Below are 24604 nucleotides of genomic sequence, written 5' to 3' on the forward strand. Positions count from 1 at the left end.
TTGATGTTTGGTTGCGGGAGCCGGATTTGAACCGACGACCTTCGGGTTATGAGCCCGACGAGCTACCAGACTGCTCCATCCCGCGTCTGTGGGCGGCATTCTACAGCCAAGCGGCGAGGTGTCAACCGTTAATGAGCCGATGGGTCAAATAAGTGTGAAATGAACGGTAAAGGTCGGCTGCGGAAGGTAAGTGCGCGATGGGTAAAGATTTTTTTGTCTTACAATTTTCGTACAAGCACAAAACAGATGCGCACAAAAAAGGCCACTCTTTCGAGTAGCCTTTTTTGATGTTTGGTTGCGGGAGCCGGATTTGAACCGACGACCTTCGGGTTATGAGCCCGACGAGCTACCAGACTGCTCCATCCCGCGTCTGTGTGTCGGCATTCTACAGAGGATCGCGAGTGTGTCAACCTGTGAATCGAAGAAAAGCGCTTGTGGTTCAATCGGTTAGCTCTCCATGGGAAGCCATTTGAGTCGCGCGGGCCAGTCGGGCCAGGGGTTTCAGCTCTATTGGGACGCTGATTTCGATTGAAAAAATAAATTCATCTGGGAAATTTCCTACCGCTCAGACGGAAGATTCAAACTACTGGTGCTATATACAGGGGTCAGTGCGATACTGCCCATCCGTTGGATTACACCCCCTCTATCTATGACGCAGCGCAAAATCATCCACGTCGACTGTGATTGCTTCTACGCCGCCATCGAGATGCGCGATGACCCGAGCCTGGCGCAAAAGCCCCTGGCGGTGGGGGGCTCTGCAGATCGAAGGGGCGTGATCGCTACGTGCAACTACGAAGCGCGCGCGTACGGGGTGCGTTCAGCCATGTCGTCGCGCCATGCCCTCAAGCTCTGCCCGGACCTGGCCATCGTCAAGCCGCGCATGGATGCTTATAAGGAAGCGTCGAAGGAAATCCAGACGATCTTTCGCGACTACACCGACCTGATCGAGCCCTTGTCGCTGGACGAGGCCTACCTCGACGTCTCCGACAGCCCGCACTTTGGCGGCAGCGCCACGCGCATCGCCCAAGACATTCGCCGCCGCGTCTCCAACCAATTGCACATCACCGTGTCTGCCGGTGTGGCGCCGAATAAATTCTTGGCCAAGATCGCCAGCGATTGGAAGAAGCCCAATGGCCTGTTTGTGATCACCCCGGACCAGGTCGAAGACTTTGTCTCGCAGCTACGGGTAAGCAAGTTGCACGGCGTGGGCAAGGTGACGGCAGACAAACTGGCGCGTCTGGGCATCGAAGACTGCCTGCAATTGCGCGAATGGAACAAGTTGGCGCTGGTGCGTGAATTCGGCAGTTTTGGTGAGCGGCTCTGGAGCCTGGCCCGTGGGATAGATGACCGTGTGGTGCAGAACGACAGCCGGCGGCAGTCCATCAGTGTGGAAAATACCTACGATGTGGATTTGCCGGATCTCTCAAGTTGCCTGGCGAAACTGCCCGAACTGATGGAAACCCTGGCCGGGCGCATGGCGCGTATCGACAGCAGCTATAAGGCGGGCAAGCCGTTCGTTAAGGTGAAGTTTCATGACTTTACCCAGACGACGTTGGAGCAGGCGGGGGCGGCGCGGGATCTGGAGAGTTATCAACAACTGATGACCCAGGCGTTTAATCGCGGTGGGAAACCGGTGCGGTTGTTGGGGATTGGGGTGCGGTTGCTGGACCTGAGTGGCGGCAACGAACAGTTAGAGTTCTCTTGGTAGAAACCGGAAACAAAATGTGGGAGGGAGCAAGCCACCTCCCACATTTGGATCTACAGTGTTTTCGAAGTCTCAGCGTGCTCCGGGATCTGCGACTAACCGCCCCGCATCCTTGGTCAGCGCCTGCAGGAATTCCTGCTGCAACTCGGGATCGTTACGGGTCAGTTCGATCAGGCTTTGTTCCAGTTCACTGGCTTCTTCTTCCAGGCCCAGCTCCGACAGGCGCTTGACCCGGTGCACCCACTGGTTGACTTCATCGTCTTCCAGGTCGTCGTAGATCAGGCCGTGGGCTTCGAGCAACTTGCCGCGCAGGGTGCTGCTGATCGCCAGGGTCGAGTCCGAGTGCACGTCGTCCTGGCCATCTTCCACGCTGATCTTCAAGGTCGTGACGCGGTTCAGGTCCTGCTCGGCAAACGGGCTGTCCAACAGGTTCAGGCGCAGTACGCCGTTGCGGTCGGTGGTCAGCTCATGGGTCTGTTTGCCGGCGATGACCTGCACCGGGCGTTCGCTCCAGGGCAGGCTCGAATACTCCACGCGCTTGTCGCGCTGGACCTCATCGATACCTGCCAGGTTCTGTTGCGCACGGCCATGGGACTGCACGTTCATGAACGGGTTGAGACCGTCCACGCCGTAGGTCAGCCAGTCGTGGGTCATGCTGGTCGGCAGGTTGCCGAGGGCGAAGATGTTCGCCACGTTGGCGCCCGCACCCGCCACCAAAGCCACTGCACCCAAGGGCATCTCATAGAGTTTGCGCCAGGGCTGGTAAGGCGTGTAGCGGTCGTAACGACGGGTGACTTCGAATTCGGTGACCTCAAAGGTCTTCTGCTCGTGAATACGAACCCGGCGTTGCGGCAGTTCCAGCACTTTGGGTTCGCCGACATCGATCTGCAGGCTGTGGTCGAGCAACTTACGCTCGACCCGTTCCTCGTGCTCGCTGCGTTGCGACATCTGATTGGCGCAGCCGCTGACCAGCAGGGCGCCGCACAAGGCGGCGCCCCCCAGGGCTCTGGTGTTTCGCTTGAACATGACTTCTCTTGATCTGGTTTTCAGCGACGAATACGCGCCTGAAGGAAAGACAGCACGTCAGCCACCGGCAACGGTTGGGCTTCGGCTTCGGTCCGGCTCTTGTATTCCAGATTGCCATCGGCCAGGCCGCGGTCACTGACCACGATCCGGTGCGGGATGCCAATCAGTTCCATGTCGGCGAACTTGATCCCCGGGCTGGTTTTCTTGTCCCGGTCATCCAGCAGCACTTCAAAACCAGCCGCCGTCAGTTCGGCATATAGTTTGTCGGTGGCTTCGCGTACTTGCTCGGTTTCGTAACGCAGCGGTACCAGGGCAACCTGGAACGGCGCAAGGGCGTCACTCCAGATAATGCCTTTCTCGTCGTTGTTCTGCTCGATGGCAGCGGCAACCACACGGGATACGCCAATGCCGTAGCAACCCATGTCGAGGGTGATCGGCTTGCCGTTCTCGCCCAGCACTTCGCACTTCATCGCCTTGCTGTACTTGTTGCCCAGCTGGAAGATGTGCCCGACTTCAATGCCGCGCTTGATTTCCAGGGTGCCCTTGCCATCCGGGCTTGGGTCACCGGCAACTACGTTGCGCAGGTCGGCTACGGTCGGAACCGGCAGGTCACGCTCCCAGTTCACGCCGAAGTAATGCTTGTCGTCGATGTTCGCGCCGATAGCGAAGTCGCTCATCAGCTCGACCGAACGGTCGATGATGATCGGCAGCGGCAGGTTCAGCGGGCCGAGGGAACCGGCACCGGCGCCAATGGCGTCGCGCAGTTCGGCATCGCTGGCCATGACCAGCGGGCTGGCCACGCCAGGTTGCTGGGCCGCCTTGATTTCGTTGAGTTCGTGGTCGCCACGGATCACCAGGGCGATCAGCTTGCCTTCTTCTTCAGCGTGCACGATCAGGGTCTTGATGGTCTTTTCAATCGGCAGATTGAATTTCTCCACCAGGGCCGCGATGGTCTTGGTCTCTGGTGTATCCACCAGGCGCAGTTCTTCAGCCGGGGCGGGACGGGACGTTTCCCGAGGCACGGCTTCGGCTTTCTCGATGTTCGCCGCGTAGTCGGAACCGTTGCTGAACACGATATCGTCTTCGCCGGAATCGGCCAGCACGTGGAATTCGTGGGAGCCGGCACCGCCGATGGAACCGTTGTCTGCTTCAACCGGGCGGAACTTCAGGCCCAGGCGCGTGAACACATTGCAGTAGGCCTGGTGCATGCGGTCGTAGGTGACCTGCAGCGATGCCTGATCGGCGTGGAACGAATAGGCGTCCTTCATGATGAATTCGCGGCCGCGCATCAGACCGAAGCGTGGGCGGATTTCATCACGGAATTTGGTCTGGATCTGATACAGGTTCAGAGGCAGCTGTTTGTAGCTGCTCAACTCGTTGCGCATCAGGTCGGTGATCACTTCTTCGTGGGTCGGGCCGGCGCAGAAGTCGCGGCCATGACGATCCTTGAAGCGCAGCAACTCAGGGCCGTACTCTTCCCAGCGCCCGGATTCCTGCCACAGCTCAGCCGGTTGGGTGCTCGGCATCAACACTTCCAGAGAGCCGGCCGCGTTCATTTCTTCACGAACGATGGCTTCGACCTTGCGCATCACCTTCAAGCCCATGGGCAGCCAGGTGTACAGGCCGGAGGCCAGTTTGCGGATCATGCCGGCGCGCAGCATCAGCTGATGGCTGATCACGACCGCGTCGGAAGGCGTTTCTTTCTGTGTGGCGAGCAAATATTGACTGGTACGCATGGTAGGCCGTTGTCGGTTGCTTGGACTTGAAATGACTTGGGATTGTACGGGCGCAAACTGCCGGCGTACAGGCGTCAGAATCTAGGGCTGTCTGTAGGAGCAGAGCGTGCTCGCGATGGGGGCGCCGCGGTCTGGCTTTTAAAGGGCCCCCAAAATCAGTCTTCGGCGGGCGGATTCAACCGAATCCGCCGATTTTCCTGATACCAGTGCAACGCAATCAGCAGCAATGTCGGCACACCCAGCATGCAGGTGATCAGGAAAAAATTGTGGTACCCGAACTTCTCCACCATCACCCCCGAATACCCGCCGATCAGGCGAGGCAGCAACAGCATGATCGAGCTGAGCAGCGCATATTGGGTGGCAGAAAACTTGAGGTTGGTCAGGCTCGACAGATAGGCCACAAACGCCGACGTGGCCAGGCCCGAGCTGAAGTTATCCAGGGAAATGGTGAAGATCAGCATCTGCAGGTCCGGGCCCATGTCTGCGAGCATCACGAACAGCAGGTTGGTGCCGGCCGAAGCGATCCCGCCGATAAACAGGATCGGCAGGATGCCGAAACGAACAATCAGCAGGCCACCCATGCCGGCGCCGAGCAGGGTCATGATCAGGCCGAAGATCTTGCTGACCCCGGCGATCTGATCCTTGGTAAAACCCTGGTCGATGTAGAACACGTTGGCCATTACGCCCATCACCGTGTCGGACATGCGATAGGTGGCGATCAGCCCCAGCAGCAGCAGTGCCTGCCAGCGGTAGCGCAAGATAAAGTCGTTGACCGGCGTCAGCACCGGCGCAAGGCCGCGACGGCCCATTGCCGAGAGGCACAGGGCGGTAAGCGTTATATAGAGGATGGCGCGCAGGAAGGCGCGGTCTTCCATCAACAGATCCCAGAAGCTGGTGTCATGGAACACCACGCTACCGAAGTCGGTGTTGTACAGCTGGGTAAACATGGCGGGTACGGAGACCAGCAGCACGATCAGCACAAACACCGACATCAATTGATGGGCAAAGCTGTAGCGCCCGGCCTGCAACTGGGTGCGCAGTGGCACATTGGGTTCGCGCATGAACAGGGTGGTCAGCAACGCCGGGATCATCAGCACGCCGAACAGCACATAGGTGCCGGTCCAGGCCGAGTGCTTATAGTTGAAGCCGGTGGAGCCGAAGCCTTCGGCAAAGAACAGTGCACCCGCCGTAGCCAGCAGGGCGGCAATACGGTAGCCGGACATATAGCTGGCGGCCAGGGCGGCCTGGCGGCTGTCGTCGGCGATTTCCAGGCGATAGGCGTCGACCGCGATGTCCTGGGTGGCCGAAGCGAAGGCCACCACCACGGCAATGGCGATCAGCCAGGACAGGTGCTTCTGCGGGTCGCAGAAGCCCATGCCGATCAATCCGAGGATCACCAGCGACTGGGCAAGCACCAGCCAGGAGCGACGACGTCCGAGTTTACCGAGCAGCGGCAGGCGCCATTGGTCGAGCAGCGGCGACCAGACCCATTTGAAGGCATACGCCAAACCGATCAGGCTCGCATAGCCGATGGTCTCGCGGGCCACACCGGCCTCACGCAACCACACCGAAAGCGTCGAGAACACCAACATGTAAGGCAAGCCGGCGGCAAAGCCGAGCAACAACAGCACTAACGTCGAGGGGCTGGCATAGGCGGCGAGCGCGGCGCGCCAGGTTTTACGGGGCATGGGCTGGAGTCTGCCTCAGATTCACGGAAACAAAGCGCGCACTCTAACCGCTGTGCTCTACCGGGCGCCAGCCATGGCGCTGAATATCCACGCGATTGTTGCGGACAGTGACGCCTTCTTCGCGCAAGCGTGCCCGCTGCTCGTCGCCTGAGGCGCTGCCCACCGGCAGACTTATCCGACCACCGGCACCCAGCACACGGTGCCAGGGCAATGTCGTGCCCTCGGGAAGCTGACTCAAGGTACGCCCCACCCAGCGTGCCGCGCGCCCCAGTCCGGCCAGTTGCGCCAGCTCGCCATAACTCACCACGCACCCTGGCGGGACTTGCGCCAGGGTCAGGTACAGCGCGGTGCGGCGCATCTCGGCGGGGCTTTGGGGGGCGTCGGCAGGTTGCGTCACTGTGGGTATTTCCGCTCAAATCGTCGGTATGGTTGTAAGAAATGTCTGTAATCATGCTGATGAGAATTGAACTCAATATAAATACTTGAGTCAGTCCTAGCTATCTAACACGATAATCGCCCTTTTTCGCCAATCTTGAGCTCCCTATCCGCTTATGTTGTCCAGAACCCTGCTGTGCCTCGCTGTTTTCAGTGCATCCACGCCCCTGTTGGCCGATACCGTCTGGTTGAAAAACGGTGACCGCCTGACCGGCAAAATCAAGGTCTTCGACGGTGGCAAGCTGCTGATCCAGACCGAGTACGCGGGCGCCATTCCGGTGGACTGGAAACAGGTGAAAACCCTGGAGAGCGACCAGGAGCTGTTGGTCAAGCAGGACGCCTACACCGGCGAGAAGGCCAAGTCTTTAAAAGCAGCGGACGATGGCAAGGTGGTGCTGGCCAATGGCGAGGCGCCGAAGACCGTCGAGCTGGCGAGTATCCAGCAGATCATCAAGCCCAAGCCTGTGATCGAAGACCTGGTGTGGAAGGGTAATGTCGACATGGCGCTGGACTACAAACGCGCCGAAAAAGACACCAACGACTACGACATCGACTTCAAGACCACTGCGCGCCACGGCCAATGGCGCCATACCGGCCAGGGCGAATACAACCGCGAATTCCAGGATGACGTCACCACCACCGACAACTGGGCCCTGGAATATGACCTGGACCGTTTCATCACCGAGCACTGGTTCTGGCAGGGCCGCCTGACCTATAAGCGTGACAAGGTCGAAGACCTGGCGCGCCAGCGCACCGTGGGTACCGGCCCGGGCTACCAGTTCTGGGATGACGAACTGGGTGCGTTCTCCCTCGGCTCGCTGGTCAACCGCACCGATTACGAATACGCCGATGGCGGCAAGGACAACTTCTATTCGTTGGCCATGAAGTGGAACTACAACCGCTACCTGGTGGGTAAGACCGTTGAGTTCTTCACCAATGGCGAGGTGGGCAAACCTATCGACGGTCCGGCGGAGTACTCCCTGGATGCGGAGATGGGCCTGCGCTACAAAGTCACCGAGTGGGCGTCGCTCAACCTCAAGGCCGAGCGCGACGTGATCAGTGGCGATTCGGAAAGCAGCCTGAGCAAGACCCGCTACACCGCAGGGTTCGGTGTGGCCTGGTAAGAGAGGCGCTGGCAACCGGCGCGCAGATTGATTACCTTGTGTTGAGATCCATTCCCATATGCCATGGGCGGCTGAATACCCGAGGAGTCATACGTTGAGCGCGCACGTTGCCAAGAACGCCCGAGAGCTGTTGCTCAAGGAATACCGTGGGGCTCTCTCCACATTGTCCAAAGCCATGCCCGGCTTCCCGTTTGGGTCGGTCGTGCCGTATTGCCTGGACGAGCAGGGCCGCCCACTGATCCTGATCAGCCGCATCGCCCAGCACACCCATAATCTGCAAAAGGATCCGAAGTGCTCGCTGCTGGTCGGCGAGCGCGAAGCGGATGATGTGCAGGCGGTGGGGCGCCTGACCTACCTGGCAGAAGCCGAGAAACTGCAGGAAGGCGCCGCCATCGAGGCCGCCGCCGAGCGCTATTACCGCTACTTTCCAGAGTCGGCCAACTACCACAAGGCCCACGATTTCGATTTCTGGGTGCTCAAGCCAGTACGCCACCGTTACATCGGCGGGTTTGGCGCGATTCATTGGCTCGACCAGTTGACCCTGGCCAACCCCTTCGCGGGCAAGGGCGAGCGCAGCATGATCGAACACATGAACAGCGATCACACCAAGGCCATTGCCCATTACGTCGAGTTGGCCGGCTTGCCGACCGTCGAACCCGCGCAATTGGCCGGCATCGATAGCGAAGGCATGCACCTGCGTATCGGCCAATCCCTGCATTGGCTGCCATTTGCCGAGTCTTGCAACACGCCGACACAAGTGCGCGAAGCCTTGGTTTCATTGGCTCACGCCGAGGTCTGGCCGAAAAAAGCCGCTGCTGACGCTTGAATTCACGAAACGGCGACGTCATCTAAGGTGGACTGGCAAGGCATTCTTGCGTTGAGGAACCATTTGATGCGCCCTTTTTTATTGCTCTTTCTGCTGTTCCCGGTGTTGGAGCTGTTCGTATTCGTTCAAGTCAGCGGTGCGATCGGGTTCTTCCCGGCCCTGTTGCTGATCATTCTCGGCTCGATGCTCGGCGTCCTGGTACTGCGCGTCGCCGGCCTGGCCACGGCGCTGCGTGCCCGTGAAAGCCTGAATCGCGGCGAATTGCCGGCCCAGACCATGCTCGAAGGCCTGATGATGGCTTTGGCAGGCGGCCTGTTGATCCTGCCGGGCTTTATCAGCGACGTCGTGGGCCTGGTGATGTTGCTGCCGTTCACCCGCAAGCTGCTGGCCGGAAAAATGCGCCAGCGCGCCGAAGAGGCCGCGATTCGCCAACGTGCATTCGCCGACGACCTGCAACCCCGTGGCGGTCCGGCTCCGCGCCAACCGTTGGGGCGTGAAGGCGATGTGATCGAAGGCGAGTTCGAACACCGCGACAGCAAATAACCACTTCACTGGCACGGCACCTTCGGGTGCCGTGTTGCTTTTATGGGCCAACAGACGCAAAAAAAATCATCTTCGGCCCCTTGTAATAAGCTTATGCGCCCTTATGTAACGGTCACCGCAAGGTTTCTGGTGGCGACACCAGACAGACTTCCGCGTTTCGCCCAGCGAACCGCGACCGGCACCGCCGGAATACAACCAGCCGGTACCGATACCGGCCGATGAAAAACACAATTAGGAGAGATCGACAATGAGCAAGCTTCGTCCTCTGCACGACCGCGTCGTAATCCGTCGCAGCGAAGAAGAAAAGAAAACCGCTGGCGGTATCGTTCTGCCAGGTTCGGCTGCTGAAAAAGCCAACCACGGTGTGATCGTCGCTGCAGGCCCAGGCAAGACTCTGGAAAACGGTGACGTACGTGCGCTGGCCGTTAAAGTCGGTGACAAGGTTGTATTTGGTCCTTACTCCGGCAGCAACACTGTGAAAGTCGACGGCGAAGACCTGCTGGTAATGGCTGAGAACGAGATTCTCGCCGTACTGGAAGACTGATTTCCCCGCTCATTTTCCCGTTACTACAAAGTATTTAAGGAATATCGATCATGGCTGCTAAAGAAGTTAAATTCGGCGATTCCGCCCGCAAGAAAATGCTCACCGGTGTCAACATCCTGGCTGACGCAGTAAAAGCGACCCTGGGCCCGAAAGGCCGTAACGTGATCATCGAGAAGAGCTTCGGCGCTCCGACCATCACCAAGGACGGCGTTTCCGTCGCTAAAGAAATCGAACTGGAAGACCGTTTCGAAAACATGGGCGCGCAGCTGGTCAAAGACGTTGCCTCCCGTGCCAACGATGACGCAGGCGACGGCACCACCACCGCTACCGTTCTGGCTCAGGCAATCGTCAACGAAGGCTACAAGGCCGTCGCTGCCGGCATGAACCCGATGGACCTCAAGCGCGGCATCGACAAGGCGACCATCGCCATCGTTGCTGAGCTGAAAAACCTGTCCAAGCCTTGCGCTGACACCAAGGCAATCGCTCAGGTAGGCACCATCTCCGCCAACTCCGACAGCTCCATCGGCGACATCATTGCCGAAGCCATGGAAAAAGTCGGTAAAGAAGGCGTGATCACCGTTGAAGAAGGCACTGGCCTGGAAAACGAACTGTCGGTTGTTGAAGGCATGCAGTTCGACCGTGGCTACCTGTCCCCGTACTTCGTCAACAAGCCGGAAACCATGGTTGCCGAGCTGGACAGCCCGCTGATCCTGCTGGTCGACAAGAAGATCTCCAACATCCGCGAAATGCTGCCAGTGCTGGAAGCCGTTGCCAAAGCCGGCCGCCCACTGCTGATCGTTTCCGAAGACGTTGAAGGCGAAGCCCTGGCGACTCTGGTTGTGAACAACATGCGTGGCATCGTTAAAGTCGCAGCCGTCAAGGCTCCAGGCTTCGGCGACCGTCGCAAGGCCATGCTGCAGGACATCGCCGTTCTGACCGGCGGTACGGTTATCTCCGAAGAGATCGGCCTGAGCCTGGAAAGCGCCACCCTGGAAAACCTGGGTAGCGCCAAGCGCGTGACCATCTCCAAGGAAAACACCATCATCGTTGACGGTGCTGGCGTTGAAGGCGACATCCAATCGCGCATCACTCAGATCCGTGCCCAGGTTGCCGAGACTTCCTCGGACTACGACCGTGAAAAACTGCAAGAGCGTCTGGCCAAGCTGTCCGGTGGCGTTGCAGTGATCAAGGTTGGCGCTGGTTCCGAAGTTGAAATGAAAGAGAAGAAAGCCCGCGTTGAAGACGCCCTGCACGCAACCCGCGCAGCCGTCGAAGAAGGCGTGGTACCTGGCGGTGGCGTTGCGCTGATCCGTGCTCTGGAAGCCCTGACTAACCTGACCGGCGACAACGCTGACCAGAACGTCGGTATCGCTGTACTGCGTCGTGCTGTTGAAGCACCGCTGCGCCAGATCGCTGCCAACTCCGGCGACGAGCCAAGCGTTGTGGTCAACGAAGTCAAGAACGGCAAAGGTAACTACGGTTACAACGCTGCGACTGGCGTCTACGGCGACATGATCGAAATGGGCATCCTGGACCCTACCAAGGTGACTCGTTCCGCGCTGCAGGCTGCAGCCTCCATCGGTGGACTGATCCTGACCACCGAAGCTGCCATCGCTGACAAGCCAAAGGCTGAAGGCTCGGCTGGCGGCGGTATGCCAGACATGGGCGGCATGGGTGGCATGGGCGGCATGATGTAAGCCAGCCTTACCCCAGTACTGAAAAAGCCCCGCCTGCAGTGATGCAGGCGGGGCTTTTTTGTGGGCCTTGGGTTCAGGTGGGCGTTGCGCGCGTGGATGGCCGGTACAGCAACAGGCAATACAGCCCCAGGCAGATCAGCCAGCAGAAAATCGCCGTCCACACATTATGGGAAAAGAAGTGGGCGCCTTGCATCATACGGCTGACGGAAAAGACGCTGCCCAAGCCGACGGCAAAGATGAATGCGCCGCGCGCCATCCGCGGCTGTCGGTCACGTAATGCAAAAAACAGGGCGAACACGGCGAACCCGGTGGCGGCATGACCTCCAGGCCAGCAGCGTCCGGGTTTATCGGTGGGTGGGCGAGGGCTCAGCAGTTTGCTGTAGGTTTCCTGACCGCCGAATTCCTGGACGCTCCACGGGCACTGGACGCCGGTGATGGTTTTCAGCGGAGAGACAAACGCGGTTGCCAGCCCGAGGGACAGCACCAGGCAGCCCAGTTCACGCCGATAGGGTTTGAGCCGCCGGAGGATAAATGTGCCGGCAAATCCCAGGATCGCCAAGACCGAGAACAGGATGACCAACTGTTTGGCGCGGTCATGCAGGATGTCTTCGAGGAAGAAACTGTAACGCCCGATGAAACCACCCTCCGCGCCGTTGTAGAACAGCTTGGCGAGATCCATGTCCAGCGAGGTCAGTTCCAGCAACAGCAATAGAAGCGCAGCGCCGCCGGGGATGCCCAGGCAGAGCCATAAGTTGAGAGGTTTGGAGACCGGTACGGCGGGGGTGGTTCGCATGGTGAACCCTGGTGAAAAACGTCCCGTACTGACCTGTACGGGACGTTTTGGTTAGCGCGTGCTCAGTGCCGGGGCCTCTTCCTTGGGCGCTCTCCAGCTCAGCAACTGTTGTTTGAAGCCATAGCTGGCGGCCTGGTAGTAGGTGATCGCCCGCTGGATCAACGGGTCATCGCTGCCGACCCGCAACTCCTGGCTTTCACCGAGGGCCTGGTCGTGGCGGCGCAGGCCCAGGCGAGGGCTGAGAATCGCCAGGTCCTTGCCGTCGAACAACCCCAGGTGCTGGTAGTTACCGACCACGACCCGAGGTGGCAGTGGGTTGTCCTGCAGCAGGTTGCGGCCAAAGAAGGTTGATTCGTAGCTCAGGTTGAGCAGGCCCAGCAGCGTCGGCGCCAGGTCGATCTGGCTGGCCAGTTGTGCGCTTTCCCGTGCGTCGATCAGCTTGGGCGCATAGATGAACAGCGGAATCTGGTAGTTGGTGATGGGCAGGTCTTCCTTGCCTGCACTGCCGGCAGTGTGGTCGGCGACGAAGATGAAGATCGTGTTATCGAACCACGGTTTTTGACGGGCGGCTTGCAGGAATTGGCCGATGGCGTGGTCGGTGTATTTCACCGCGCCGTCGCGGCCATTCCCGGATTTGATGTCGATACGCCCATCCGGGTAGGTGTAAGGGCGGTGGTTGGAAGTGGTCATCAGTTGCAGCAAAAATGGCTGCTGCTTGGCGTAGTCGGCGTCGGCCAGTTTCAGGGTTTGGTTGTACAGGTCCTCGTCAGCCATGCCCCAGGCGTTCTTGAACGAGATTTCCGACTCGGGCACGCTGCTTTGGTCCACGACGCGATAACCGTTGCCGCTGAAAAACGCGTTCATGTTATCGAAGTACCCGCGCCCGCCGTACACAAACACGCTGTCATAACCGACGGCCGTGAGTTGCTGGCCCAGGCTGGCGAAGCCGCTTTCACGACCAATGCGCTTGACGATCGAGCGCCCAGGCGTAGGGGGGATCGCCAGGGTAATCGCTTCCAGGCCACGGTCGGTGCGGGTGCCGGTGGCATAGAAATTATTGAAATACAGGCTCTGTTTGCGCAGTGCATCCAGGTTGGGCGTGAGGTTGCGTTCATCACCGTTGCTGCCCATGTACTTGGCGCTGAAGCTTTCGATGGTGACCAGCACGATATTGGGCTTGCGCAGCGTGCCCGGATTGGTGATGGCACGGCGGATATCCAGCGGGTCCTGGCCGATAAAGCGGGCGTTGGGTTCGCTGAGTTCTGCACGCAACTGCTTGGCGACAACGTCGATGGGCAGGCTTTTGTAGAACTGCGGGTAGTCCAGTTCGTTGTTACGGAATGCGGCGAAAAACTGATACGGACCATTACTGGCCAGTTCGTTCTTGTAGGCGTTGCCGCCCTGGGCTCGCGGGCTGTCCTGGCTGATCAGTTGCAGGCTGAGGCCGGCAACGACCAGCAGCGCCAAGGCATTCACCAGGCGACCACGCATCGCCGGCAGTGGGGCGCTCATCGCTGCATTGAACGGCTTGCGCAAGGCCAGGCTCAAGACGATGGCCAGCATCGCAAGCAGGCTCAACAGCTTGCCGATCGGATAAGACTCCAGCAGGTTGTTCAACACCTCATCGGAGTACACCAGGTAATCGACGGCGATGAAATTGAAGCGCACGCCGAACTCATCCCAGAACAGCCACTCGGCCACCGAGGTAAACAGCATGGCGAACAGGCTGACGGTGAGCACCGCCTGCAGGAACCAGCGGTGGCCGCGACGGCGCCATAGCGCGGGTGGGCACAACAGCAAATACAGGCCCAGTGGCAGTGCCGCATAGGCCAGGAAACCCAGGTCGTACAGCAGGCCCACGCCAAACACCGGCAGCAGGTTGCCGCCGACTTCGTCCAAGTGAGTGATGAGCAGCACGCTGCGAGTGAGCAGGAAAATAACCAGCCAGGCACCGGTTACCAGCAGCAAATAGCGCATTGGCGCTGTTTTGACAAAACCCATGTCTATGTTCCTTATATCAATGGGTGGCGATCTTCTGCCTGACACTGTAGTCAGTTTGTGAAGCTATAGTGAAAAACTTGTTCAACTCTGTGCAAGGTTGAAAACCTTTATCGTCGGACCTCTCAGCTCTATCCCTGAGCCACACTTGGCCTTAAGCTGCGCGAGCCAACACGGCCGTTACCGCGTACGGAGACACTGCCCATGCGAATTCTATTGGTTGAAGACAACCGCGATATTCTGGCCAACCTGGCCGACTACCTGGGGCTAAAAGGCTACACCGTGGACTGTGCGCAGGACGGTTTGTCGGGCCTGCACCTGGCCGCCACCGAGCATTACGACTTGATCGTGCTCGACATCATGCTGCCTGGCATCGATGGCTACACCTTGTGCAAACGCCTGCGTGAAGACGCCCGCCGCGACACGCCGGTGATCATGCTCACCGCCCGCGACCAGTTGGATGACCGGCTGCAGGGCTTCAAGTCCGGCGCCGATGATTATTTGCTCAAACCGTTTGCCCTGTCGGAATTGGCCGCGCGCATCGAAGCCGTGCTGCGCCGTGCCCAAGGCGGCGGTCGCCGCGCCCTGCAAGTGGCCGATCTGAATTACGACCTCGATACCCTGGAAGTGACTCGCGAAGGGCGCCTGCTCAAACTCAACCCGGTCGGCCTGAAACTGCTCGCGGTCTTGATGCAGAAAAGTCCCCACGTACTGCGTCGGGAAGTGCTCGAAGAGGCGCTGTGGGGCGATGACTGCCCGGACAGCGACAGCCTGCGCAGCCACGTCCACCAGTTGCGCCAAGTGATCGATAAGCCGTTCGCCAAACCGTTGCTGCAAACGGTGCACGGTGTGGGTTACCGCTTGGCCGAGGGCCGTGATGGAGTTTAAGCAAAGCCTTGCCCAGCGGATCATCATTGCCTTTGCCTTGATGAGTGCGTTGGTGGCGGGGGCCTTCGCCATGGGCATCGTCGCGACCGTGCACCTGGTGGAAGAGAAGTTGATCTCGGCAGGCTTGGGCGGTGACTTGCAACGCCTGCTGCTGATGGACACTGTTGAGGACTGGCGGCATCGGCCCGAGCCGGACCAGCTGTTTTACTTCAGCGGTGGCCCCGGCGATTTTGAATTGCCCAAGGACCTGCGGCATCTGGAACCCGGTTTTCATGAAGTGTTTCGCGAGGCGCTGTCGTACCACGCGATGGTCGAAGTGGTCGACGGTCGGCGCTATGTGCTGCTGCAGGATCAAAGCGATTTCGAAGAGCGCGAGCGCGTGCTGTTTGCCGTGGTGCTGGTGGGCTTCGTGCTCAGCCTGGCGCTGGCAGTGTTCCTCGGCTGGGTGCTGGCCCGTAAGGTGATGGCGCCGGTAGTACGTCTGGCCCGCCAGGTGCGGCACCGCGACCAGTTGCTGGGCCTGGCGCCGCCGCTGGCACCGGACTACGCGGCCGACGAAGTGGGTGAACTGGCCGTGGCCTTCGACGCCACGCTGGGGCGCCTGCGTCAGGCGTTGTCCCGCGAGCAGTTGTTTACCAGCGATGTCAGCCACGAACTGCGCACGCCGCTGATGGTGCTGGCCAGTTCCTGCGAATTGCTGCTGGAGAACCCCGCCATCGATCAGCGTGGGCGTAACCAGGTCGAGCGCATCGCCCGTGCCTGTGAAGAAATGCGTGAGCTGGTCCAGACCTTCCTGATGCTCGCCCGTGCCCAACATGACGACGGCAGCATGTCGCCCAAGGCCAACCTGTTGCAGGTGGCTGATGACCTGCTCGGCATTTGGCGTGAGCCCATCGAGCACAAGGGCCTGGAGTTGATCTACCAACCGGGCAACCCGCTGGAGACCCGCTATAACGCCACCTTCCTGCATGCCGTGATGGGCAACCTGTTGCGCAATGCCCTGCACTACACCGAGCGTGGCTTTATCCGCCTGACCCTGGAACCCACCGGGTTTGTGGTGGAAGACAGCGGCGTTGGCATTCCCGAAGACAAGCGCGAAGCGATGTTCGAGCCGTTCGTACGCGGCAGTGAGAAGCGCGGTGAGGGCCTGGGGTTGGGGTTGTCGCTGGTTCAGCGCATCTGCGAGAACCAGGGCTGGAGCGTTACCCTCAGCACCATGGAGCCCCATGGCTGTCGCTTTCATGTCCAATTGAGTCAGGTTAACGCCTGACCGTTCCCACTGCCGTTATCCTGCCAGAGATCCCCGTAAATCGGCGAACATGGCCCGATGATATTGCTTGTTTCTGTAAAGTCTTGAAATGTATGAGATTGGACAGGACAAGTTTTTCACAACGGGTTGACCTGTTGATCACAGGTCGCTGCTTAAGGTTGTAGGCATCAGTAACTGGAGATCCGTTGATGCCTACCCCGATCAAGCTCGAATTTTCCGATAAGTATGACGACCAGCATGCCCACGAATATTTGCTCAAGCATCAGGACAATCTGGCTCGCCGGTTGTCCCACAAACGCGACGAGCAACTGGCCCGTGGTGCGCTGGCGATGGCCGGTGAGCCTGGCCTGGTGCTGGACCTGCCGTGCGGCGCCGGGCGTTTCTGGCCGCTGCTGGCGGAAAAACCCAACCGCGTGATCATCGGCGCCGACAATTCGGCATCGATGTTGAAGGTAGCGACGGCCGCCCAACCCGCCGAAGTGGTGAAACGGGTACGGCCCTTGCAGACATCTGCCTTCGATATCGATTTGCCGGATAACTCGGTCGACAGCATTTTCTGTATGCGTCTGCTCCACCACATTGGTGATCCAGCGCACCGGCAGGCAGTTTTGCGGGAGTTTCAGCGGGTTACCCGCGATAGCGTAATCATTTCGCTGTGGGTCGATGGCAATTTCAAAGCCTGGAAACGCAAGCGTCTTGAAGGGCGGCGTCGCAGTAAAGGTGAGCAGGAAGGTTACCAAAATAGATTTGTGTTACCGGCTGCTACTGTTGAAGCAGAGTTTGAGCAAGCCGGCTTCCGTGTTCAGGAATCCCTGGACTTCATACCGCTCTACGCCATGTGGCGGGTGTATGTATTGCGCAAGAGGTAACAGGATGGCAGTTGAGTGCGTAGCAGGCAGTCACGTAGCTCCCGAAGAACGCTTCGATTATTTCTGGCGTCAGCAAGGCGAATGGGTCGAAGAACCCAATCGCCGGCGTGGCGGTGAAAGTGGTGTACAGCGCGTACTCAGTGCCAATGGCCGGTTGCTCTACAGCAAGCGCCAGACAGGCCATATCTACCGCAGTTGGCTGCACCCGTTTGGACGCCCCACGGTGCTGCGCGAGCGTGATGCTCTAATGGGCCTGCGGGGGTTGGATGTACGTGTCCCCGAAATGGTCTTTTGTGAAGCACGCCGTGACCCCGAGCACCGCTGGAAGGCACTGTTGGTGACTGCCGCCCTCGACGGCTTCGACGAAATTGAAAACTGGTACGCCGCCGGTGGTCGCCAACAGTACGGCGAGCAAGTGCACGAACGCTTGCTCAAAGAGTTGGCCGGCACCCTGGCTCGTATGCACAAAGGGCGCTGGCAGCACGGCTGCCTGTACATCAAGCACATTTTCGTGCGGGTCACGGGCGAGGGCGACTCTGCCCAGGTGGAAGTGGCGCTGCTGGATTTCGAGAAATGCCGCCAGCGCTTGACGGCTTATCGGGCTGCTTCCCATGACATGTTGCAGTTGCGCCGCCATTCGTCGTGGAACAGCACCGACTGGGAAAAACTCAGCTACTTTTACGAGGCGGCGTTTGGCAGCGCTATCAAGGGTTTACTCAAATGAAGCTAGAAATAGCACGAGGTTTGTTCCTGGTCGGGGCGATGGGCATTGCTGCCTTGGCCCTGGCAGCGTGGGAGCAGCCTCGCACACAAGTGCTCAGCGCGGTGCAAGGCGGCGCGCAATGCCTGTTGCCGCGCGTCGCCAAGGCGAGTGTGGCGGCCAAGCCTGATCATGAGCTGTTGCTGTTCATGTTTGGCATGTCTCAAGGCATGAGGCCGCAGAGTTGAAACGATTCAAACCCCCGAAAAGGGCCTCGCGATGCGAGGCCCTTTTTTTGTCCGTCAAACCTTATCGGGCTTGGCCAGCAACGTATAAACACAGGGCAATACAAACAGTGTGAACAAGGTGCCGATCGACATCCCCGTGGCGATCACCATGCCGATATCAAACCGGCTCACCGCGCCTGCGCCGGTCGCGAGAATCAATGGCACCATGCCGAACACCATGGCGGCGGTGGTCATCAACACCGGCCGCAGGCGAATCGCCGCGGCTTCCTCTACCGCCTGACGCGGGCTGAGGCCCTTGTCCTTGCGCAGTTGGTTGGCAAATTCCACGATCAGGATGCCGTGTTTGCTGATCAAGCCGATCAGCGTCACCAACCCCACCTGGGTATAGATATTCATGCTCGACCAGCCCAGGAACAGCGGGATCAGCGCACCGCAGATCGACAGCGGCACCGTCACCAGAATCACCAGCGGATCACGGAAGCTTTCGAACTGGGCCGCCAGCACCAGGAAGATAATCGCCAGGGCCAGGGCAAACGTGACCCACAGCGCGCTGCCTTCCTGGATAAATTGCCGCGACGCGCCGCTGTAGTCGAAGGCATAGCCCGGTGGTGTTTCCTCAATCGCGATCTGGCGCACGGTGTCGATGGCTTCGCCCATGCTCACGATGGGAAAACCGGAGATCAGCGCCGAGTTGAGTTGCTGGAACTGGTTTAGCTGACGGGGCCGGGCGCGGTCGGTGAGGGTGATCAGGGTCGACAGTGGCAGCAGTTCACCCTGGGTGTTTTTCACGTAGTAGTTATTCAGCCAGTCAGGGTTGTCGCGGTAAGCGCGCTCCACTTGGGCGATCACCTTGTAGCTGCGTCCGTCGAGGGTGAAGCGGTTGATTTCCGCCTCGGCCAGCAAGGTCGCCAGGGTACCGCCGAGGTCCTGCATCGACACGCCCATCTGCGCAGCCTTGGCGCGATCGATGTCGACCACGACCTCCGGCTTGTCGAAGGCCAGGTCGATGTCCACAAAGGCGAACTTGCCCGACTCCATCGCACGTTTTTTCACGCGGTTGGCCACTTCCAGCAAGGATTCATAATCGTTGGCCGTGTTGATCACAAAGCCAAACGGCAGTCCTTCGCCTGTGCCCGGCAGGGACGGCAGGTTAAAGCCGAACACCTGCAGGCCCGGGATCTGCTCCAGGCGGTGCTGGACGTCGGGCAGGATTTGCATCTGGGTACGGCTGCGCTCGTTCCACGGCTTGAGCAGGAAACCGCCGATACCCGATTGCACGCCATTGAAGCCGTTGATCTGGAACGACGCGTAGTACTCCGGGAACTCCTTGAAGATCTTGATGAACTCGTCGGTGTAGGTGTTGAGGTAGTCCAGGTTGGTCGGTTGCGGCGCGCTGGCCATCATGAAGATGATGCCCTGATCTTCGTCGGGAGCCAGTTGCGACTGGGTGAACTTGAGGAACACCGGGATCAGGCATAGCACAATCAGCGCAAACACGATCACCACCGGCCGCGTATTCAGGGTGCCATGCAGCATGCTCCGGTAACGGCGCTTGAGGCTTTCGAACGTCCGGTCAAGGCGATGGGCCAGGCCCGAGGGGTTTTCATCGTGACGCAACAACAGTGCGCACATCATCGGCGACAGGGTCAGGGCGACGATGCCAGAGATGATCACCGCCCCGGCCAGCGTCAGGGCGAACTCCTTGAACAGCGCCCCGGTGAGGCCTTCGAGAAAACCGATGGGCGCATACACCGCCGCCAGGGTGATGGTCATCGACACCACCGGCAGGGCGATCTCCCGAGCGCCCTCCAGCGCCGCATCCAGAGGCGTCTTGCCTTCCTCGATATGGCGATGGATGTTTTCCACCACCACGATTGCATCGTCCACCACCAGGCCGATGGCGAGCACCATCGCCAGCAGGGTCAGCAGGTTGATCGAGTAGCCCATCAACTGCATGAAAAACAGCACGCCGATCATCGACAGCGGGATGGTGATCACCGGAATCACCACCGAACGCAATGCGCCGAGGAACAGGAACACCACCACGATCACGATCAGCACCGCTTCAAACAGGGTCTTGACCACCTCGTTGATGGACGCCTGGATAAACAGGGTCGCGTCGTAGGCAATTTCTGCCTTGAGGTTGGGCGGCAGCTGGGACTCCAGCTCCGGCATCAGCTTGCGCACTTCCTTGATCACGTCCAGCGGGTTGGCGCTGGGCGTGGCCTTGATGCCTATATACACCGAGGGTGTGCCGCCGAACGAGCTGATGGCGTTGTAGTTTTCCGCGCCCATTTCCACCCGCGCCACATCCCGCAGCAGCACGCGGCTGTCACCGTCGGTTTTGACGGTGATGGCACCAAAGGCCTCGGCCGACTTGAGGTCGGTGTTGGCATTGATGCTGGTGACCACGAACTCGCCTTTCACCTCACCGGCGGCGGAGAGGAAGTTGTAGTGGCGTACGGCGTCGGTGATGTCGCTGGCGCTGAGGCCAAAGCCGGCGAGTTTGATCGGGTCGAGCCAGATGCGCATGGCGAACACCTGGTTGCCGAGGATCTCTGCTTCGGCCATGCCGGGCAGGGTGGCAAGCTTGGGCTGGATGACCCGCGACAGGTAGTCGGTGATCTGCGGGTTGCTCAACTGCTGGCTGGAGAAACTGATGTACATCAGTGCCGAGGCGTCGGCTGCTTCTTTGCTCAGCACCGGGTCTTCGGCGTCCTGCGGCAGTTTGTTCTTCACCTCGTTGGCCTTGGCCAGCAACTCGGTAAACAAGCGGTCGCTGTTGGAGCCGATGCGTGCGTAGATCGAGATCACCGAGAAGTTCTGGCGACTCACCGAGGTCATGTAGTCGATGCCCTCGGCGCTCGCCAGGCTTTGCTGCAAGGGCTGGGTGATATAGCCCTGGATCGTTTCGGCATTCGCGCCGGGGTAGGCGGTGGTCACCGTGATCAGGGCGTTTTCCATACTGGGGTATTGGCGCAACGGCAGCTTGCTGTAGGCCTGGAACCCGAGCAACACAATGAGCAGGCTGACCACCATGGCCAGTACCGGACGGCGGATAAAGGCATCTGTGAACTTCATGGCTCAATGCCCTGCCGGCAGGTTTTTGTCCGGGCTGATGGCGATGGGCGTGCCGTTGTCCAGTTTGAGCTGGCCGGCGCTGACCACCTGTTCACCGGCTTTCAAGCCCTTGCTCACCAGCACCAGGCCACCGCGTCGCTCGCCGGTCTCGACAAAACGTCGTTCGGCGATCAACAGCGGCTGACCGTTGGCGTCTTTTTCCACCGCGCCGTTCTCGGCCTTCTTCTCGGCCACGGCGTACACCGAGTTGCCGTAGAGCGTGTAGGTAATTGCGCCTTCCGGCACCACGATTTGCGCGGTCGGGTTGGGCAGCATCACCTCCAGGCTGGTGAACATGCCGGGCAGCAGCTTGCTGTCCGGGTTGGCCAGGGTGGCGCGCACCAGCACGTTGCGCGTGCTGTTCTCCACCTTGGGGTTGATCGCACTGACGCTGCCGGGAAATTGCTGGCCGGGGTAAGCCGAAACCTGCACCTGCACGGGTTGCCCGATGGCGACTTTGGGCACCGAATGTTCAGGGATATAGAAGTCGACGTAGAGGCCGCTGATGTCTTGCAGGGTGGCGATCACCGTGCCGCTGGCGAGGTAGTCGCCCACGTCCACCTGGCGAATGCCGATGGTGCCGCTGAATGGCGCAACGATGTGTTTCTTGGCCAGGGAAGCCTTGAGTTGGTTGACGGTGGCCTTGTTCTTTTGCAATTGGGCGCTGAGGCGGTCGAACTCGCCCTTGGAGATCGCCTGGCTGCCCACCAGTTGGCTGCCGCGCCCGTAATCCAATTGCGCCAGGCCCAGATCGGCCTGGGCGGTTTCCAGCAGGGCGCTTTCCACGGCGCTGTCCAGCTGCACCAGGGGTTGCCCGGCCTTGACCTTCTGCCCGGACTCGAACTGCACGTCCTTGACGGTGCCGGCCACCTCCAGGCTCAGGTTGACCCCTTGCAACGCCTTGAGCGTACCCACCGATGGCAGGCGTTGCTGCCACGGCTGCTCGGTCGCGGTCGCGACAGCCACACTGACGGGCGGTTTGGGTGTGGAGAAGACCTGGATCTGCTGATAGATGGCAAAGGCTTTATAGCCCGCCAGCAGCAGGACGATTAACAGGACGACACCTAACATGATCAGCATGCGACGGCGCAGCATATTCCGGTTCCTTGGAAAAACTGGGACAGACGAAGACAGACAGTGTCGGAACATTACTCCGAGTAATCAGGGGATTCCACCCGGCAAGCCGGGCCCCTGCAGGGTGGTGGGTCAGATCAGGTGCAGATGGTTATCCCAGAGCGCCGCCGGCAATTCCAACGGCTTGGCGACCAGCTGTTTCTGGCGGCAATCGTAGTAGCGGCAACGGCCCTGGCCCGAGGTGACGACAAACCCGTCCGCCACGGCCCCGACGCCTGCGCAGTCGGGCAACGGTCCATCCAGGCGCAGTTCGCCGCTGTCCATGTCCCAGATAAAGAAGCGGTTGCCGCGCGGTGCGGTCAACGCCACCAGGCGCAATTCGCTGTGCACCGCGACGCTGGCGGTGTAATGCCCCATGGCCTGCAACTGCTCATCGGCCACCGGGAAGGCCACGAACGGCTGCCCCGGACGCTTGATCGCGAGCAACTCGGAACGCTCCTGGGACGGTCCCATGAACTGCTGGCCGGTGAGAATGGTGCCGTCGCTGGCGATGCCCATATGGCGCACGCTGTTCATCTGCTGGCCGAGGGTTTCCTTGCTGATCAGCGTGCCGTCGCGCTGCATCAGCACCAGGCTCGGCTCCATGGCGTTGAGGTTCATCTCCACGCGGCTTTCGGCTTCGGTGCGGATGCCGCCGTTGGCCACCACCAGGGTTTCGCCGTCAGGCATCCACGACACCTGGTGCGGGCCGATGCCATGGGTGGAAATCTCGCCACTGTGCACCAGGCGCTCGCCTTCGAACTGATACACACCGAGCAGGCCACGGCCGGGGTCGGATGTGTCGTTCTCGGTGGCGTACAGCCAGTCGCCGCTCTTGTGGATGACCGCATGGCCGTAGAAGTGGCGGTTGGCGTTCGAGGTGATGGTTTGCAGCAGCGCGCCATCACGTAGATCAATCAGATAACTCTCGGTGCCCGGGCGGCGGGCAACAAACAGCGCAATCGGCAGCGTCGGGTGGTTGATGATGGCGTGGCAGCGCTGGCCGACCTGGGTGGCAAACACTTGCTTGCCGTCCAAGTGAAAGCCCACGGCGTAGTGCTTGCCGTCGGCATCATCGCGCGCCGACAGCAGCAGCGGGCGCTTGTCTTTCCCTTTGAACAGCGTCCAGCCACCCAGTGTGAGTGCGCTGAGCAGCACGCTGCCGATCGCCAAAGCCTGTCGCCTGAGCATCATCAGTCACCGTCGTTGGCATTGAAGCCCAGTTGGATCCCCAGCGCCTTGGCCAGCTCGCCTTCGTGCAGGCGGTGGACCACGTTGAGGCTGTCGTAGATATCGTTGAGTTGCTGGCGCCCGGCGTCATCGTTCAACAGTTCGTTGAGGCTGCGCTGGTTGCTGGCGAACAGTTTCAGCGAGGCGGCATAGGCCGCGTCGATCTTGTCGGCCAATGGCTTTTGATCCGTCGGCAGCAAACCACGCAGGCCCTTGTTGTCGACGCCGACCCACACGGTCTGGGCGGCGGCGAGGCTGGCCTCCAGGCTTTGCAGGGACGACTGGCTGCGCCATGCATCGGCCTGGAACGGCTGCGGGATGCCCTTGGTCTGGCGGCCCATGGGCGTGCCGAGTTTTTTCTTCAGGGTGTCCAGTGCGGTCACTTGTACGCGCAGCAGATCGGCGATGGCTTCGTGGGAATCAGCGTAGCGCTGGTTCGGAAACTTACTCATCTGCGCGAGCATGCCGTCGGTGCTGTTCCAACTGGCCAGGATCTCTTCGGCCAGGGCTTTCTGACGATCACCGATGGCCACCAGCAGCGGGCAGTAACGGGCTTTCTGCGCCTCGTCGGCGATGTCGGTCTTGGCGTCGTAGAGGATGTATTCGTAGGCCGACAGGCCCTGAACCACCACGCTGGACTTGGCCAGTGCGGCGCCGTCGATCTGCGGCTGGGCGGCGACCAGTTGCTCGACCTGACGGCCCACGAGGTTCTTCTTGTCCGGCCAGAACTGCACCTGCCACGAGCGGTTGCCCTCGGCCAGTGGACCGATCAGCAGCGGTTGCAACTCGGCCCAGGCTTTTTGCGCGTGGAGGAAGTCGGCGCGGGCGGTGTCCAGGCTTTGCTTGCCCTGGCAGTAGGCCAGGGCGCTGACAGCCAACTGGCGATCGGCTTCGACCCAACGGCTATAGGTCGGCAGGATCACTTGCTTGGCGATCGCCGCCGAGGTCACGGCTTGCGGGTCTTGTGGCGAGCAGGCACCCAGGGCGAGGGCGGCCAGGCTGGTGAACAACAACTTGGGACGGAACATGTCGAGCTCCCTTCTGTAATTGG

At 60.1% G+C, this 24604-nt stretch carries 20 protein-coding genes, 2 tRNA genes and 1 pseudogene; 11 read left to right on the forward strand and 12 right to left on the reverse strand.

Annotated elements, in window-relative coordinates; all coding sequences use genetic code 11:
- Window positions 1-8: 8 nt before the first annotated feature.
- A tRNA-Met gene (locus tag J1G35_RS25320) sits at window positions 9-85 on the reverse strand.
- 207 nt (window positions 86-292) lie between these two features.
- A tRNA-Met gene (locus J1G35_RS25325) sits at window positions 293-369 on the reverse strand.
- 280 nt (window positions 370-649) lie between these two features.
- On the opposite strand from J1G35_RS25325, the gene dinB reads away from it, so the two are divergent.
- A complete protein-coding gene (gene dinB, locus J1G35_RS25330) occupies window positions 650-1708 on the forward strand; it encodes a DNA polymerase IV (protein ID WP_223016332.1) in 1059 nt (352 codons plus the stop codon).
- Window positions 1709-1777: 69 nt separating this feature from the next.
- Here dinB and J1G35_RS25335 read toward each other — a convergent pair whose 3' ends face one another.
- From J1G35_RS25335 to J1G35_RS25350, 4 genes and pseudogenes are all read right to left on the reverse strand, one after another.
- Window positions 1778-2731 carry a hypothetical protein gene (locus J1G35_RS25335; protein ID WP_053135648.1) on the reverse strand — a complete coding sequence of 318 codons (954 nt, stop codon included), beginning with the start codon at window positions 2729-2731 and terminating at the stop codon, window positions 1778-1780.
- A gap of 20 nt (window positions 2732-2751) precedes the next feature.
- Window positions 2752-4467, reverse strand: coding sequence for a proline--tRNA ligase (locus J1G35_RS25340; RefSeq protein ID WP_053135651.1), 1716 nt, complete (start codon window positions 4465-4467; stop codon window positions 2752-2754).
- 155 nt (window positions 4468-4622) lie between these two features.
- Window positions 4623-6155: an AmpG family muropeptide MFS transporter gene (locus tag J1G35_RS25345; protein ID WP_053135654.1), complete on the reverse strand. Its 1533-nt coding sequence runs from the start codon at window positions 6153-6155 to the stop codon at window positions 4623-4625.
- A 43-nt stretch (window positions 6156-6198) separates the two neighbouring features.
- Window positions 6199-6529, reverse strand: a pseudogene (locus tag J1G35_RS25350) (MGMT family protein); the annotation flags it as partial.
- Between the two features lie 177 nt (window positions 6530-6706).
- Between J1G35_RS25350 and J1G35_RS25355 the strand changes: the two are divergent.
- From J1G35_RS25355 to groL, 5 genes are all read left to right on the forward strand, one after another.
- Window positions 6707-7714 (forward strand): DUF481 domain-containing protein, encoded by a 1008-nt coding sequence (locus J1G35_RS25355; RefSeq protein ID WP_053135660.1) that lies wholly within the window; start codon window positions 6707-6709, stop codon window positions 7712-7714.
- A 94-nt stretch (window positions 7715-7808) separates the two neighbouring features.
- Window positions 7809-8540: a DUF2470 domain-containing protein gene (locus J1G35_RS25360; RefSeq protein WP_053135663.1), complete on the forward strand. Its 732-nt coding sequence runs from the start codon at window positions 7809-7811 to the stop codon at window positions 8538-8540.
- A gap of 66 nt (window positions 8541-8606) precedes the next feature.
- Window positions 8607-9083: an FxsA family protein gene (locus J1G35_RS25365; protein WP_024077215.1), complete on the forward strand. Its 477-nt coding sequence runs from the start codon at window positions 8607-8609 to the stop codon at window positions 9081-9083.
- Window positions 9084-9330: 247 nt separating this feature from the next.
- Entirely contained in the window at window positions 9331-9627 is a 297-nt protein-coding gene (locus tag J1G35_RS25370) for a co-chaperone GroES (protein WP_003175874.1), read from the forward strand.
- A 50-nt stretch (window positions 9628-9677) separates the two neighbouring features.
- Window positions 9678-11324 carry a chaperonin GroEL gene (groL, locus tag J1G35_RS25375; protein WP_053135665.1) on the forward strand — a complete coding sequence of 549 codons (1647 nt, stop codon included), beginning with the start codon at window positions 9678-9680 and terminating at the stop codon, window positions 11322-11324.
- A 73-nt stretch (window positions 11325-11397) separates the two neighbouring features.
- Here groL and J1G35_RS25380 read toward each other — a convergent pair whose 3' ends face one another.
- Together J1G35_RS25380 and J1G35_RS25385 are read right to left on the reverse strand one after the other, a co-directional pair.
- Window positions 11398-12117 carry a phosphatase PAP2 family protein gene (locus tag J1G35_RS25380; RefSeq protein ID WP_223016333.1) on the reverse strand — a complete coding sequence of 240 codons (720 nt, stop codon included), beginning with the start codon at window positions 12115-12117 and terminating at the stop codon, window positions 11398-11400.
- Window positions 12118-12168: 51 nt separating this feature from the next.
- Window positions 12169-14118 carry an LTA synthase family protein gene (locus J1G35_RS25385; protein ID WP_223016334.1) on the reverse strand — a complete coding sequence of 650 codons (1950 nt, stop codon included), beginning with the start codon at window positions 14116-14118 and terminating at the stop codon, window positions 12169-12171.
- 201 nt (window positions 14119-14319) lie between these two features.
- Between J1G35_RS25385 and colR the strand changes: the two genes are divergently transcribed.
- The 5 genes from colR to J1G35_RS25410 all read left to right on the forward strand — a co-directional run bounded on the left by colR (window position 14320) and on the right by J1G35_RS25410 (window position 18090).
- Window positions 14320-15003, forward strand: coding sequence for a two-component system response regulator ColR (colR, locus tag J1G35_RS25390; RefSeq protein ID WP_027605482.1), 684 nt, complete (start codon window positions 14320-14322; stop codon window positions 15001-15003).
- Window positions 14993-16273: a HAMP domain-containing sensor histidine kinase gene (locus tag J1G35_RS25395; protein ID WP_053135675.1), complete on the forward strand. Its 1281-nt coding sequence runs from the start codon at window positions 14993-14995 to the stop codon at window positions 16271-16273. The genes colR and J1G35_RS25395 overlap by 11 nt, the downstream gene beginning before the upstream one ends.
- Before the next feature lie 185 nt (window positions 16274-16458).
- A complete protein-coding gene (locus J1G35_RS25400; RefSeq protein ID WP_223016335.1) occupies window positions 16459-17142 on the forward strand; it encodes a class I SAM-dependent methyltransferase in 684 nt (227 codons plus the stop codon).
- A gap of 4 nt (window positions 17143-17146) precedes the next feature.
- Window positions 17147-17866 carry a lipopolysaccharide kinase InaA family protein gene (locus J1G35_RS25405; RefSeq protein ID WP_053135681.1) on the forward strand — a complete coding sequence of 240 codons (720 nt, stop codon included), beginning with the start codon at window positions 17147-17149 and terminating at the stop codon, window positions 17864-17866.
- Window positions 17863-18090, forward strand: coding sequence for a hypothetical protein (locus tag J1G35_RS25410; RefSeq protein ID WP_053135684.1), 228 nt, complete (start codon window positions 17863-17865; stop codon window positions 18088-18090). The genes J1G35_RS25405 and J1G35_RS25410 overlap by 4 nt, the downstream gene beginning before the upstream one ends.
- Before the next feature lie 54 nt (window positions 18091-18144).
- On the opposite strand, the gene J1G35_RS25415 is transcribed toward J1G35_RS25410, so the two are convergent.
- The 4 genes from J1G35_RS25415 to J1G35_RS25430 form a co-directional block, all read right to left on the reverse strand.
- A complete protein-coding gene (locus J1G35_RS25415) occupies window positions 18145-21171 on the reverse strand; it encodes a multidrug efflux RND transporter permease subunit (protein WP_223016336.1) in 3027 nt (1008 codons plus the stop codon).
- A gap of 3 nt (window positions 21172-21174) precedes the next feature.
- Window positions 21175-22305, reverse strand: coding sequence for an efflux RND transporter periplasmic adaptor subunit (locus J1G35_RS25420; RefSeq protein ID WP_223016337.1), 1131 nt, complete (start codon window positions 22303-22305; stop codon window positions 21175-21177).
- Between the two features lie 111 nt (window positions 22306-22416).
- Complete coding sequence (locus J1G35_RS25425) at window positions 22417-23514, reverse strand: DUF1513 domain-containing protein (RefSeq protein ID WP_223016349.1); 1098 nt, start codon at window positions 23512-23514, stop codon at window positions 22417-22419.
- 2 nt (window positions 23515-23516) lie between these two features.
- Complete coding sequence (locus J1G35_RS25430; RefSeq protein ID WP_223016338.1) at window positions 23517-24581, reverse strand: imelysin family protein; 1065 nt, start codon at window positions 24579-24581, stop codon at window positions 23517-23519.
- Between the last annotated feature and the right edge of the window lie 23 nt (window positions 24582-24604).

Source organism: Pseudomonas sp. SH10-3B (genome assembly GCF_019891415.1).
GTDB lineage: Bacteria > Pseudomonadota > Gammaproteobacteria > Pseudomonadales > Pseudomonadaceae > Aquipseudomonas.